The organism is Micromonospora sp. NPDC049523, from assembly GCF_040676775.1.
In the GTDB taxonomy this organism is placed as follows: Bacteria; Actinomycetota; Actinomycetes; order Mycobacteriales; family Micromonosporaceae; genus Micromonospora_G.
This window is the reverse complement of the sequence record NZ_JBFAPP010000002.1, coordinates 212,081-225,682: the sequence shown is the minus strand read 5'-3', so window position 1 is coordinate 225,682 and position 13,602 is coordinate 212,081. Positions and strand designations below refer to the sequence as shown.

General features: G+C 69.9%; 9 protein-coding genes and 8 tRNA genes. 13 read left to right on the top strand and 4 right to left on the bottom strand.

Features of this window, described 5'->3' with window-relative positions; translation table 11 throughout:
* Positions 1-90 precede the first annotated feature (90 nt).
* Positions 91-3,819 (top strand): S8 family serine peptidase, encoded by a 3,729-nt coding sequence (locus tag AB0J90_RS03580; RefSeq protein WP_363591755.1) that lies wholly within the window; start codon positions 91-93, stop codon positions 3,817-3,819.
* Between the two features lie 120 nt (positions 3,820-3,939).
* On the opposite strand, the gene AB0J90_RS03575 is transcribed toward AB0J90_RS03580, so the two are convergent.
* A complete protein-coding gene (locus AB0J90_RS03575) occupies positions 3,940-4,950 on the bottom strand; it encodes an aldo/keto reductase (RefSeq protein ID WP_363591753.1) in 1,011 nt (336 codons plus the stop codon).
* A 185-nt stretch (positions 4,951-5,135) separates the two neighbouring features.
* Between AB0J90_RS03575 and AB0J90_RS03570 the strand changes: the two genes are divergently transcribed.
* The 9 genes from AB0J90_RS03570 to AB0J90_RS03530 all read left to right on the top strand — a co-directional run bounded on the left by AB0J90_RS03570 (position 5,136) and on the right by AB0J90_RS03530 (position 7,214).
* Positions 5,136-6,023, top strand: a complete 888-nt coding sequence (locus AB0J90_RS03570; protein WP_363591751.1) for a helix-turn-helix transcriptional regulator — start codon at positions 5,136-5,138, stop codon at positions 6,021-6,023.
* Positions 6,024-6,388: 365 nt separating this feature from the next.
* Positions 6,389-6,462 (top strand) — tRNA-Trp (locus tag AB0J90_RS03565).
* A 134-nt stretch (positions 6,463-6,596) separates the two neighbouring features.
* A tRNA-Leu gene (locus AB0J90_RS03560) sits at positions 6,597-6,670 on the top strand.
* Position 6,671: 1 nt separating this feature from the next.
* A tRNA-Leu gene (locus AB0J90_RS03555) sits at positions 6,672-6,744 on the top strand.
* Positions 6,745-6,754: 10 nt separating this feature from the next.
* Positions 6,755-6,827: transfer RNA gene (locus tag AB0J90_RS03550), tRNA-Ala, on the top strand.
* A gap of 4 nt (positions 6,828-6,831) precedes the next feature.
* Positions 6,832-6,904, top strand: a tRNA-Arg gene (locus AB0J90_RS03545).
* Positions 6,905-6,981: 77 nt separating this feature from the next.
* A tRNA-Val gene (locus AB0J90_RS03540) sits at positions 6,982-7,053 on the top strand.
* Between the two features lie 2 nt (positions 7,054-7,055).
* A tRNA-His gene (locus AB0J90_RS03535) sits at positions 7,056-7,129 on the top strand.
* 4 nt (positions 7,130-7,133) lie between these two features.
* Positions 7,134-7,214 (top strand) — tRNA-Tyr (locus AB0J90_RS03530).
* A 95-nt stretch (positions 7,215-7,309) separates the two neighbouring features.
* Here the strand turns inward: AB0J90_RS03530 and AB0J90_RS03525 are convergent.
* Both AB0J90_RS03525 and AB0J90_RS03520 read right to left on the bottom strand, forming a co-directional pair.
* A complete protein-coding gene (locus tag AB0J90_RS03525) occupies positions 7,310-7,807 on the bottom strand; it encodes a CAP family protein (RefSeq protein ID WP_363591749.1) in 498 nt (165 codons plus the stop codon).
* Positions 7,808-8,151: 344 nt separating this feature from the next.
* Positions 8,152-8,331, bottom strand: coding sequence for a hypothetical protein (locus AB0J90_RS03520; RefSeq protein ID WP_363591747.1), 180 nt, complete (start codon positions 8,329-8,331; stop codon positions 8,152-8,154).
* Between the two features lie 405 nt (positions 8,332-8,736).
* On the opposite strand from AB0J90_RS03520, the gene AB0J90_RS03515 reads away from it, so the two are divergent.
* Both AB0J90_RS03515 and AB0J90_RS03510 read left to right on the top strand, forming a co-directional pair.
* Positions 8,737-9,984, top strand: a complete 1,248-nt coding sequence (locus tag AB0J90_RS03515; RefSeq protein ID WP_363591745.1) for a PQQ-binding-like beta-propeller repeat protein — start codon at positions 8,737-8,739, stop codon at positions 9,982-9,984.
* Between the two features lie 64 nt (positions 9,985-10,048).
* A complete protein-coding gene (locus tag AB0J90_RS03510; protein ID WP_363591743.1) occupies positions 10,049-10,969 on the top strand; it encodes a hypothetical protein in 921 nt (306 codons plus the stop codon).
* Between the two features lie 95 nt (positions 10,970-11,064).
* Here the strand turns inward: AB0J90_RS03510 and AB0J90_RS03505 are convergent, their stop codons facing one another.
* Entirely contained in the window at positions 11,065-11,505 is a 441-nt protein-coding gene (locus AB0J90_RS03505; RefSeq protein WP_363591741.1) for an HPF/RaiA family ribosome-associated protein, read from the bottom strand.
* Between the two features lie 279 nt (positions 11,506-11,784).
* Between AB0J90_RS03505 and AB0J90_RS03500 the strand changes: the two genes are divergently transcribed.
* Positions 11,785-13,476 (top strand): pectinesterase family protein, encoded by a 1,692-nt coding sequence (locus tag AB0J90_RS03500; protein WP_363591739.1) that lies wholly within the window; start codon positions 11,785-11,787, stop codon positions 13,474-13,476.
* Positions 13,477-13,602 lie beyond the last annotated feature (126 nt).

Here is a 13,602-nt window from a genome sequence, read left to right as displayed (position 1 = left end):
GTCGCAACGCCGCCAGGCTGATCTTGGTGTCGATGTAACAGACCGGCCGGATGCTCTTGCAAAACATCCGATGACGACGAAGGAAATCCCTTGCCTCTCGTACCCATCCGCAGGCCGGGGCTGATCGCCCTCGGTACGGTCGCGGCCCTGGCGGTGGGCGTGACCCCGCCCGCCGCCGCCGCACCCGCCGGCCCGGTTCCGCCGCACGGCCCGGTCACCACACCCCCGCCGGGGGCCGGCAGCTCGCACAGCGTCACCCTGATCACCGGCGACAAGGTCACGGTCGGCACCGCCGCCGACGGCAGCGTGCTGCGGTCGGTCGAGGGTCCGAACGGGACCACCGCCAGCTTCCACCGGGCGGTCGTCGACGGGTCGCTCTACGTCTACCCGGACGCCGCGCTGCCGTACGTCACCGCGGGGCTGCTCGACCGGCAACTGTTCAACGTGACCGAGCTGATCGCCGACGGTTACGACGACGCGCACACCGACCGGTTGCCGCTGATCGTCCGCTACACCGACGCCGCCGCCCGGGCCCGTACCACGGCCAACGTGGCCGGCTCGACGGTCGTACGGCCGCTGACCAGCGTCCAGGGCGCGGCCGTGTCCCAGGAACGCGCGCAGGCACCGACGTTCTGGTCCTCGCTGACCGGGACAGCGACCGGTACCACGGCCGGTACCACGGCCCGGCGCGCGCCGGGCAGCCCGTCGTTCACCGGCGGCATCGCCAAGATCTGGCTCGACGGCCGGGTCACCGCCAGCCTGGCCGACTCGACCGCGCAGATCGGCGCGCAGAAGGTCTGGGCGGAGGGGAACACCGCCACCGGCGTCTCGGTCGCGGTGCTCGACACGGGTGTCGACGCCGAACACCCGGACCTGGCCGGGCAGATCGCGACCAGCACCAGCTTCGTGCCGTACGAGGAGGTGGCCGACTTCAACGGGCACGGTACGCACGTCGCGTCGACGATCGCCGGCAGCGGCGCCGCCTCCGACGGTCAGGAGAAGGGCGTCGCGCCCGGCGCGAAGCTGGTCGTCGGCAAGGTCCTCGACGGTGAGGGCCGGGGTCAGGACTCCTGGATCATCGCCGGCATGGAGTGGGCCGCCCGGCAGGAGAAGGCCAGGATCGTCAGCATGAGCCTGGGCGGGGGCGGAACCGACGGCACCGATCCGATGAGCATGGCGGTGAACGAGCTCAGCGCCGAGACCGGCGCCCTGTTCGTGGTCGCCGCCGGCAACAGCGGCCCGCAGAGCATCGGTTCCCCGGGTACGGCGGACGCCGCGCTGACCGTCGGTGCGGTCGACTCCGCCGACCAGCTCGCCGACTTCTCCAGCCAGGGGCCGCGCGCCGACGGCGGGCTGAAGCCGGAACTGACCGCGCCCGGTGTGGACATCCTCGCCGCCCGCTCCCACTACGTACGGGGCGGATCGGGTTACTACACCACGATGAGCGGCACCTCGATGGCCACACCGCACGTCGCCGGTGCCGCCGCGCTGCTCGTCGCCGCGCACCCGGACTGGACCGGACAGCAGATCAAGCAGGCGCTGGTCAGCAGCGTCAAGCCGACTCCGGCGTACACGCCGTACCAGGCGGGTGCGGGGCGGGTGGACGTTGCCTCGGCGGTGCACGCGACCGTCTTCGCCACCGCCAGCGCCTCCTCCGGCTTCCACCCGTGGCCGCCGAAGCCGGGTGACACCGACGTCAAGGAGGTGACGTACACCAACGTCGGGGACGAGGCGGTCACCCTGGACCTGGCCGTCGACTCCGCCGCTCCGGCCGGGCTGTTCACGCTCTCGGCCGGCCGGGTCACCGTGCCCGCGCACGGGACCGGGACGGTCACGCTGACCGCGAACCTGGACCTGCTCCCGATCGACCAGCAGATCAGCGGCATGGTCAACGCCACCGACAGCACCGGTACGGTCCGCGCGCACACGCTGATCGGCGCCGTACGCGAGGGTCAGCGGCAGAACCTGAAGATCGTCGCCAAGGACCGCTCGGGCAAGCCGCTCGCCGGTAAGGTCATCGTCACCGCGAAGAACCTCTTCACCGCACTGGACCTCGACGAGTCCGGTATCGGTGTGCTCCGGCTGCCGGTCGGCAACTACAGCGGCTGGCTCAGCGGCGACGTGCAGGGGGCCAACGGTCCGCACTCGCTCGGCATGGCCGTACTCCCGTTCAACGACGTCCAGCTCGACCGGGACCGGACCGTCACCCTGGACGGCTCCAAGCTCAGCCGGGTGATGGCGTACGTGCCGAAGGCCGCCACGCCGTCCGCCGTCCGGCTCGACATCCACCGCTCGTACGCCGACAGCCTGGTGGAGAGTTCGGTGCTGCCGAACGAGTCGTACGACAGCATCTGGGCGCTGCCGACCGGTAAGAAGGTGACCGACGGCGAGTTCGAGATCGGCGCCCGGTTCCGCCTTGAACAGCCGGCGCTGACCGTCGGCACGAAGTCGCGTACCTATGACGACCTGCTGGTCAAGCGGGCGGCGACGCCGCTGCCGGCCGGCACCACCGACCTGCCGGCGGTCTTCGCGGCCGACGGTACGGCGGACGACCTGGCCAAGCGTGACGTGCGCGGCAAGGCCGTGGTGGTACGCCGCAGCGACACCATCACCATCGCCGAGCAGGCCACCGGCGCGGCAACCGCCGGGGCGAAACTGCTCCTGGTCGTCAACGACGGCGTCGGCCGGCTCAACGCGTGGGACGAGAACCCGTGGAGCCCGGAGAGTCCCGCCCCGCTGACGGTGGCGACCCTCACCGCCGACGAGGGTACGGAGCTGATCGGCCAACTGCGCCGGGGCAGTGTGCCGCTGACCGTCACCTCGAACCCCACCACCGACTACCTGTACGACGTGGTGCACCACTGGACCGGATCCGCTCCGGCCAACCCGACCTGGCGTTCGACGCCGAAGGACCTGGCCCGGGTGGACGTGTCGTTCCGCAACTTCCGGCCGGGCAAGGCGATGGAGTTTCGTCCCGACATCTGGCGTGGTTGGGCGGTCGGCAACCAGCTCACCGCGCCCGCCCAGGGTGAGCGGACCGACTGGGTCACCGCCGACACGAGGTGGCTGGACGACGCCTACATCCTCGGCGAGACGGGGCAGCACCTGATCGACGTGGTCCGCTACCCGGTGGGTCCGATCAGCAAGGTGAGCTGGTTCGGTCCGATCCAGCGGCCCCGGATGGGTCCGATCGGCTACCTGCCGGTCCGGTACCTCGACGGTGTCTACATCCCGGTCCCCGGTTGGGGCGACTCCGGCTCCGGCCACGTCGGCGAGGCCGGCGGCAACTTCGACGTACGGAACTGGGCCGCGCTCTACCAGGGCGACCAGCAGCTCAAGTGGGGCAACGCCGAGTTCCTGCCGGTCACCGGGCTCGCCCCGGAGCGGCTGCCGTACCGGCTGGTGGTCGACAACGACCGGGGCGACTGGGCGAACCCGTACTCGACCCACACGTTGACCGAGTGGAACTTCAGCTCGGCGGCGACCGGGCCGGAGTTGGAGGCGGCACTGCCGCTGATCCAGCTCGACTACGCCGTCGACACCGACACCACCGGCCGGGCGGCCCGGCGCGCGGAGCTGACCGTGGCGCCGTCGCACCTGCCCGGCGTGGCGGCCGACATCCGGCAACTCACCCTGGACATCTCGTACGACGACGCGGCGACCTGGCAGCGGGCCAAGTTGACCCAGGGCCAGGGTGGCTGGACGACCAGGCTGAAGGCACCGGAGGCGGCGCAGTTCGTCACGCTCCGGACCGCCGCCGGGGACAGCGCCGGCAACACCGTCACGCAGACCCTCACCCGCGCCTTCGGCCTGCGCTGAGTGTCCGCCTGATCGACGTACGGCCGGCCTGCCGCGCCAGGCCCGCCTGACCCACGTACACCGATCCTCGGGGTGGGGCCGCGACCAGCGGTCCCACCCCGAGTTACGTATCCGGGCCGGTCAGCGGCGACGCAGGCGCTTGTCGGTCAGGGCCGGATTTGTGTAGTAGATGTCGTCCGGGTTCAGGTTGGTGCCCGGCGGCACGATCTCGTCGATCCGGTCCAGCACGTCCTGACCCAGCTCCACCTCGGCGCCGGCCAACAGGTCCTGCAACTGCTCGGGTCGGCGGGGACCGATGATGACCGAGGTGATCGCCGGGTGGGCGCGGACGAACGCCGTGGCGAGATGGGTCAGCGGCAGTCCCGCCTCGCCCGCGAGCGTGGTCAGTTGCTCGACCGCGTCCAGCTTCGCCTGGTTGCCCCTGGCCGCCAGGTCGAACTCCCCCGGCCCCAGGTTCTTGCGCCGGCCGCCGGTCGGGTCCGCCCGCCCGGACAGCCACCCGGAGCTGAGCGGCCCGAAGGTCAGCACCCCCATGCCGTACTGCTGGGCGGTCGGCAGCATCCCGGCCTCGATTCCCCGCAGCAGGATCGAGTACGGCGGCTGCTCCGTACGGAACCGCTGGTGGCCGCGTCGCTCCGCGACCCACTGCGCCTCGACGATCCGCTCCGCTGGGAAGAGCGAGGAGCCGATCGCCCGTACCTTGCCCGAGCGGACCAGGTCCGACAGCGCCGACAGGGTCTCGTCGACGTCCGTGTCCGGATCCGTACGGTGCATCTGGTAAAGATCGATGTAGTCGGTGTCGAGGCGGCGCAGGCTCTCCTCCACCGCCTTCATGATCCACCGCCGCGACCCGCCCCGGTGGTTCTCGTCCTCCCCCATCGGCAGGGAGAACTTCGTGGCCAGCACGATGTCGTCGCGCCGCCCCTTCAGGGCCTTGCCGACGATCTCCTCCGACTCGCCCTGGGAGTAGACGTCGGCCGTGTCGACGAAGTTGACACCGGCGTCGAGCGCGGTGTGGATCATCCGTACGGACTCGTCCTGCCCGGTGTCACCCAGCGCGCCGAACATCATCGTCCCGAGCGCCAACTCGCTCACCGACATGCCCGTACCGCCAAGAATCCTGCGCTTCATCCCGCCGTTCCTCTTCTCCCGTTGCCCTGACTCTCAGTGATCGCCTATCCAGCCAATCACGCCGGTACGGCTCCCGGCAGCAGGAGCGGGAGGCCCGGCTTCACCAGGGATCCGGCGTACCGGGGGTCCAGCAGGCCCCCTCAAGGGCGGTGCCGACGGCCGCCCGCCGACCTACGCTGGAGACCATGAGTGACCGCTCGGCCGCCAGCGGGGGCAACCCGGAACTCCGCGAGTTCCTGCGCTCCCGGCGGGCCCGGATCACCCCGGCGGAGGTCGGGCTGACCCCCCATCCGGGCAGCCGCCGGGTGCCGGGCCTGCGCCGTGAGGAGGTCGCCCAGCTCGCCGGGATGAGCGTGGACTACTACGTACGCCTGGAGCGTGGCCGCAACCTGAACGTCTCCGAGTCGGTGCTCGACGCCCTCGCCCGTGCCCTGCGCCTCGACGAGACCGAGCGGAGCCATCTGTTCACGCTGGCCCGACCGAGCCGCGCCCAGCGCCGGCCGATGCCGCCCCAGCGGGTACGGCCGGGGCTGCACCGGGTGCTGGAAACCCTCGGCGACACCCCCGCGATGATCACCGGGCACCGGATGGACGTGCTGGCCAGCAACCGCCTCGCCCGGGTCCTCTACACCGACTTCGACGCGCTGCCCCCGCGTGAGCGGAACATGGCCCGCTACCTCTTCCTCGACGAGAGCGCCCGCGACCTGTACGTCGACTGGGACGAAGCCGCCCGGAGCACCGTCGCCGCCCTGCACCTGTACGCCGGACGCCACCCGCACGACCCCCGGCTCGCCGAACTGGTCGGCGAACTCTCCGTACGCGACCAGGACTTCCGCCGCTGGTGGGCCGCCCATGACGTGCTGCGCCACAGCCACGGCAGCAAGCGCTACCGGCATCCCCTGGTCGGTGAGCTGACCCTGGCGTACGAGGCCCTCACCCCGAGCGGCGACGACGAGCAGATTCTCGGCGTCTACACCGCCGAGGCCGGCTCCTCTTCCGAGCAGGCCCTGCGCCTGCTGGCGAGTTGGACCAGCGAACCGGTAGCTCCGACCCACCCGGAACGGCTTAGCTGATCGACGGCCTCGATTAGCCGATCGAGCGTCTCGTCCGATGTCGACGCGAATCTCGTACGGAAATGCGATTGCCATGGTCATCGGTCGCGTTTACCTTAGAGAAGCAAGCCGAACACCTACTTAGAGAAGCAAACACCTGACCGAGGAGCGGCCGTGTTGCAGCACACCGACGCAGAAACCACGCGACTGATGTCGCGCGGCGGCGTCGTGCTGCTCGACGGAGAACGAGCCGATTACTGGCCCGCGGACGGATGTCGGCGATACCTGGGCAGGCGGCGGACGTAGCGCTATCACCAGCGCATACGCCGCCCCTCCCACCACCATCGGGAACGGGCGGCGTTCTCGTTGTACGGCCACATCTCCCTAGGGGTATAGCTCAGTTGGCCAGAGCGTCGGCCTCCAAAGCCGAATGTCGCGGGTTCGATTCCTGCTGCCCCTGCTCTCTCCCGACTCCGGTCGGCGGGGACGATAGTTGAGAACTCCACAGCGGATGGTTTTTCACATGCCCGGCCGGCAAATTTCCGCCGCTGGCCGGGCGGGGACACGCTGGCCCGAGTCCAGTTTCCCCATCCGGCTCCGGTAGCCCAACGGCAGGAGGCAGCGCCTTCAAACCGCGCACAGTGTGCGTTCGAATCGCACTCGGAGCACGCCCGGGTAGCCCAACGGTAGAGGCACTGGTCTTAGGTACCAGTCAGTGGGGGTTCGAATCCCTCGCCGGGTACGTAGTTCTCGGGCTCGTAGCTCAGTTGGTAGAGCGCCTGCCTTGCAAGCAGGAGGTGGCAGGTTCGAAACCTGTCGGGTCCACAATGCCCCTGTAGCTCAGCGGAAAGAGTGCCTGGCTACGAACCAGGAGGTCCGGCGTTCGAATCGCCGCAGGGGCGCGGTACACCTCCGCCGAACTCGCTCCGCCAGCTCGGTGGACAGAGCATCCCTTTCCTACACGTACGCCCGCCACCAAGCCCGTATAGCTCAGCGGGAGAGCATCGCTCTTACAAAGCGAGGGTCCCAGGTTCGAATCCTGGTACGGGCACTGTGACAGTAGCTCAGTGGTGAGAGCGCCGGACTGTGGCTCCGGAGGTCGCTGGGTTCGATTCCCGCCTGTCACCCCGAGCGGGCGCGCCGACGCTGGAGAGTCGGGGCCGGCTGTAGACCGGCTGCTTTGCTGAGGGGGTTCGAATCCCTCCGCCCGCACTACCCGGTCGTCCGTACCGGTGTGTTCTGTCCACGTCCACTTACCCGGCCGGCCGGTCGGGTACGAGCGTCCGTACCCGACCGGTCGACCGGAGTCAGGCCGACACGGGTGGCACGTTGGCCTCGTATTCGCCCTGCATGTTGCCGGCGGGGTAGAAGGTGGCCACGATGTACGTCTCCCACCACTCCCCGCCCTTGCCGGAGGCCCGGCCGAAGCCGACCTTGGTGGTCCCCCGCCAGACCAACTGGGTGAAGTGTCCGGTGGCTCCGGGGCCGCTCGACGAGGGGTCGCCGAAGTTGTAGTCGGTGATTTCCCCGTACCAGCCGGAGGTGGCGTCCTCGGCTCCGGCGGGGGTCTCGTCGGTCGACGCGTGCCAGGAGAGGTTCTCGCCGTACGCGTGGTCGAGGTCGGCGTGTCCCCGGCTCAGGCCCTCCTGCGTCGAGATGAGACTGGCCCGCGATTTGGCGTAGTCCACGAGGGTGTCGTCGAGTGTCACCGGCGGTACGCCGTGCTTGGCGCGGTACTGGTTGACGCTGGCTACCATGTTTTGCAGGAAGGCCTGGTCGGTCGTAACCGGGAATGCGTCGCGCATTTTTCCGAATCCCTTCGAAAACAATCGGCGGTCGCCGTTGCGGCCCAGTCACGTCGACATGCAGATGATCTGGGTCGCGTTGACGCGGATCACGACCAGCAACAGCCAGCCAGAGGCAATTACAGCAGCCATCGTTCCGACCCACTGTGAATGAATGGGGGATGAATGAGCTCCTTCCTGTATTCAATACTCCGTCACAACACCTTTGAGTGGGTTTAGTCGGCGCGGCTGGTCCCGCCGATGTCGGTGATCCGTCAAGGGTCGCCACACACGCGGGGTGGGCTTCGAAAGCCCACCCCGCGCCTTGTCTCAGGGACGTGTGCCGTCTCAGGGACGTGCGCCAGTTAGCTGGTCTGGCCCGGTGCATTAACGATTGCACCGGGCTGCCGGGTCAACATGACCTGGAGATCGCCCTTCTTCACCTGGACCGGTTCGTTGTGGATGGGGCCGGCGGGGGTGACCAGGCGGCCGACCGCCGTCGCCGTACGGCCGTCGACGTTGACCGGGAAGGTGTCCGCGGCCACGTCGTCGGCCAGGTCCCGCCCGAGCCGCCGGCTCGCGTACCCGTGGATCGTCGGGTGGTAACGGTCGAAGATCGCCTCGAACGCAGCCGGATCCCCGTGTATCCGGCTGATGATCTCGGCATCGGTGACCTGCGCGGCGGTGGCGCTTTTTGTGTCACCACACCCATACGTTCTCCAATCGCGTCACGTACCCCGGTAACGACGCGGGGGCTCGTCTCCACTCCGCCGATGGGCACGGGAGTGTTCGCGCAATCCCTGGTCGTACCTCCGTACCCCCCGCGGGACACGACGGTCAGGTACGGGTGCCCATTCGTGTCTTGCGGGCGTCGCCGTCGATGCGACAAGGTTCGATTCCGCCCTCGCACGCGAGGACGGACGTGACGGTCCTGCGACGGTTGGACGGGCATGATGTACGAGACATCGATGCACCGCGGCGACGCGGCACGCCGAGGGTGGTACGGCAGCGCGTACGGCGACCGGCCGGCCTGGAGCGACCCGTGGCTCGCGCGTGCCACGCCGAAACCGCCACCCGTCCCGGCCCAGCCGGCCAAGGGTGGCTTCTGGAGCGTACTGGGTCAGATCGGCAAAGGCCTCGTGGAACTCGGCAGTGCCTGGGTCAGCATGAACAACCCGAGCGCACCGAGTCCGGTGGTGGCGGGTTCGCGGGTCGTCGGGTGGAACAACCGCAACGTCCTGTGTTGCTGGGACGCGCTGACCGGCGGCCTGCGCTGGCAGGCGGGTGATGACACCGGTGGGCCGCAGGTGCTGGCGACCCCGTCGGTCGCGGACGGCCACGTTGTCGTCGCCGACCTCGCGAAGCTTTCCGGCTTGGACCTGGAGACGGGCGCTTCCCGGTGGTCACGCACCCTGCCCGGCACCGGCTCGACTCCGCTGTTGCAGGGCGGTGCCGCGTACGTCGTGGACGACACGGGAGGCTTCGGCGCGTACCGGATCCAGGACGGGCAGCACCTGTGGAGCGCCCAACTCGCGAACTTCGACGGTCAGCGGACCAGTACGGCGGCGGCCCCGTCGTCCGACGGCAGCACGGTGTTCGTGGCCGGCGAGTTCGGCCTGTCGGCGATCGACCCGATCGCCCGTCGACTGCTGTGGACTCAGGGCGACGACGACCTCTCCTTCACCACACCGGCCGTGTTCGGCGGCTGTGTCTACGTGGTCAGCAACGGCGGTGTGGTGGAGCTGAGCGGGTTTCGGACGAGCGACTACCAGACCGGATTCGTCTCCGCCGTACGGGCCGACAACGGTCGGGAGTTGTGGAGCCGGGAGCTTTCCGCCGAGGCCACCGTGTCGTCCGTCGCGGTCTCGTCGGGCCTGGTCGTCCTCGGCGACGACCGTGGTGTGGTGCACGCGTTCGACACCACGAACGGCCGTCCCCGTTGGACGTACACCACCGGTGGTGCGGTCTGGTCGGCCCCGTCGGTCGCCGGCAACACCGTCTTCGTCGGCTCCAAGGACGGGCACCTGTACGCGCTGGACATCGGCACCGGGCGCCTGCGCTGGCGGTACGGAGCGGCGGACGCGATCGTGGCGGCACCCGCCATCGGTCACGGCTTCGTGTTCGTCTACGACGTCACCGGTTCGCTCTACGCGGTCGACGCGGCCACCGGTCGTGGACCGGCGCTCTCGAATGGTTGACCCGGCCGGGCGGCGAGGCGACCCCGCCGCCCGCGTACGCGTGTGCGCCGAGGAAGGGGCGCAGGTGTTGGAGTCCGTCGGCGACTTCGCGGCGGTCCGTACGCTTCGTTTCCTGCTGGCGACATCGGCCACCGACCCGCTCGAGCTGGCCCGGACCACCCGGCGGCTGCTCGACGCCCGGCTCGACGACCCGAGCCTCGGTGCGGTGCACGCGACCGTCGACCCGGCGGCGGCGCTCGGGAGCCTGCGGTCCGCGGCAGCGCGGGCGTTCCACGCGGTGAACACCCGGCTGGCCCGCGAGTTCGACGCCCGCCTCGCCGACGTACGCGCCCAGGCCGAGCAGCAGCTTGCCGCCGGGATAGGCGACGTCGACGGCGTGCTGGCCCAGTTCGACACCGGGATCGCCCAGCTCGCGTACGACCTGGAGATGCGGCTCTGGAGCGAGATCGGCTGGTTGGCGGCGGGCCTCGCCCATGACGCGGACGAGCGGGGCCTGGCCCACCTTGCCGCCAGGCTGCCCGCTCCCCTGCGCCGGATCCCGGTGACGCTGCGCATCGTCGAGCAGGGAGGTCCCGCACCGACCACGGGCGAGGCGCTCGAGGGGATGGTCAAGGCGGCACGGCTGCTCGGCGGCCTGCACCAGCTGTCTGGCCTGGCGATAGACCCGACCGGTCTGCTGCCCGCGGCGGCGGCGATCGCCGCGGTCTCGGCCCGTCAGCGGTGGGTCGCGCAGCAGCGCGCCGCCCGCAACGCCGCCCTGGCCCGGGTGGCCGAGTCGTGCGAGAAGGCGCGGACGTACCTGCTCGATCCGGTGTACCGAGCGGCGACGCAGGCGCAGTTCGTCCTGCTCGACCAGGCGATGGCCGCTGTCGCGCAGGCGGAGCTTCGACCGGAGGCGGTCGCCGCCTACCACCCGACCGGGTCCGCGATCCGGTCGATCCGGGACCGGGCGGCCGGACTGGAGCGGGAACTGACCGGCTCCTGATCGCGCGTCGAACCGCGTACGTCGAGTTTGGTTTCTTCCGGCGCGGACGCGGCGTCCCGCCCGCCGAGGGCCGGCGGACGGGACGAGGACTTTTCCTAGGCGTCGCGGTTGGCCGGGGCCGGCTGGTCGGCCGGCTCGTCCCCGGTGAGCGGTTCCTCGTCGAGGATGGCCGGATCCGGCTCGGGGGTTTCCCGCAGGTGGCGGTTGTGGCGGGGCTCCTGGCGCGTCTTCGCGTCGTTGAGCCGCCGACGGAGGTCGTCCCGTACGTCGTTGAGCGCGGTGTGCAGGTCCTCCTCCGAGGAGGTGGTGACGATCTTCTGCCGACCGGCGACCCAGCATTCCAGGGTGACCTTCTGCCCCCGGGCGGCCCGGTCCTTCACCGACACTTCCAGCTCGGTCCGGTCGAGCGCGAACGAGGCGAGCCGCGCGTCCAGGGTGGCGAACTGTTCGACGATCCAGTTCCTGTCCCCCTGGGAGAAGCCGGTTCCGACGCGCAGGCAGTCGTCGACGGTCGCCGGGCTTGCCTGGGCGCTCATCGCCGTACCCCGCTCTCAGACAACACAGAGCCAGCCGTACGGGAAAGCATGTTATTCGGCATATGCGCTGATCCTCCGATTCGGCCACGTGTGCCGTAGCTTGCGGCTGATCAACTCATACCCACCCCGGGTCCCCCGGCAAACGGATGTACCGCCCCGACCATCAACGTAGACGGCACATTGACAGGCTTCCATGAGAGGGTTTACGGTCCGCAGGAAAGCGCTTTCTCCAGCACCGTCGACCTCCTCACTCCGTCCGTCCCCGGAGGTTCATCCACCATGCCCGGAACACGACGCCGAATCCTGCTCACCGTCGCCACCGCCGCCATCACCGCCGCCCTGCTCGCCCTGACCCAACTCGGCGGCGCGCAGTACGCGTTCGCCGCCACCCTGTTCACCGACGACTTCGCCGACGGGAACACCGCCGGCTGGTCGAAGTCCGGTGGCACCTGGTCCGTGGTCAGCGACGACAGCCAGGCACTACAGCAGGCCAAGGGGGACACGGACAACGCCCGGCTCTTCGCCGGGACCACGTCCTGGACCGACTACACCGTCCAGGCACGGGTCAAGCCGCTGACCCTGCCGACCAACGGCGCGGTGGCCCTGCTCGCCCGTGCCTCCGGCGCCACGACCTACCTCCGGCTCGCCCTGCTCCCCGGCAACCAGGTCCGGCTGGAGGCGGTACGCAGCGGCGCGGCGACCGTACTGGGCTCGGCGTCCCGACCGGTCGCGCTCGGCACCTGGTACACCCTGAGGATCGAGATCGCCGGCTCGGCGGTACGCGGCTACGTCGACGGCACCCTGGTCGCCGCCGGCACCAGCACGATCGCCGGGACCGGCCGGATCGGCGTGCAGACCCTCTACGCCACCGCCCGGTACGACGACGTCACCGTGACCAGCGGCGGCACCACACCCACCACCCCGCCCACCACGCCCCCGACCGCCACTCCCACCCCCACACCGACCATCACGCCGACACCGCCGCCCACCACCGGTCCCCCACCGACCGGGCAGTCCTCGGTGGTCGCCAAGGACGGCAGCGGCAACTTCACCAGCGTGCAGGCGGCGGTGAACGCGGTACCGACGGGCAACTCCAGCCGGTACACCATCACCATCAAGCCCGGCACCTACCGGGAACTGGTCTCCGTCCCGGCCAACAAGCCGTACATCTCGTTCGTCGGATCGACCGGCAACGCCGACGACGTGGTGATCACGTACGACAACGCCTCCGGTACGCCCGCGCCGGGCGGCGGAACCTACGGCACCTCGGGCAGCGCCTCGGTCACCATCGACGGCAACGACTTCACGGCCCGGAACCTCACCTTCTCCAACAGCTTCGACGAGTCGGCGTACGACTACAGCGCCGAGCAGGCGGTGGCGGTGCTCACCCGGGCCGACCGGCTGGTCTTCGACAACGTCCGGTTCCTCGGCAACCAGGACACGCTCTATCCCAACAGCGCGAACGCCTCCACCATCGGTCGGGCGTACTTCCGCAACTGCTATGTCGAGGGCGACGTCGACTTCATCTTCGGCCGGGGCACCGCGGTCTTCGACCGCTGCGAGATCAAGGCGCTGAGCCGGGGGTCGTCGAGCAACAACGGGTACGTCACCGCCCCGTCGACCATGATCAGCAACACGTACGGTTTCCTCTTCGTCCAGTGCACGCTGACCACCGACTCGGCCGCGGCGCAGAGTGTGCACCTCGGCCGGCCGTGGCACCCGAGCGGTGACGTCAACGCGATCGGCCAGGTGGTCTTCCGCGACAGCGTGCTGGGGGCGCACATCAAGAACTCCCCGTGGACCGACATGTCCGGCTTCTCCTGGCGGGACGCCCGATTCTTCGAATACCGCAACAGCGGGCCGGGTGCGACGGTCACCGCCGACCGTCCGCAGCTCACCGACGCGCAGGCGCCGAACTACACCGCGCCGAAGTACCTGGCCGGACCGGACGGCTGGAACCCGGTCTACTGAACGGGTCCCCGACCGCGGGGCGGCAGCAGCGTGGCTGCCGCCCCGTACCGGGCCGCGCGTTCGAGCCGATGCCGCGTACCTGTCCGACCCGGGCCTGGGCCGTCCTGGTAATGTTCGAGTGCAGCC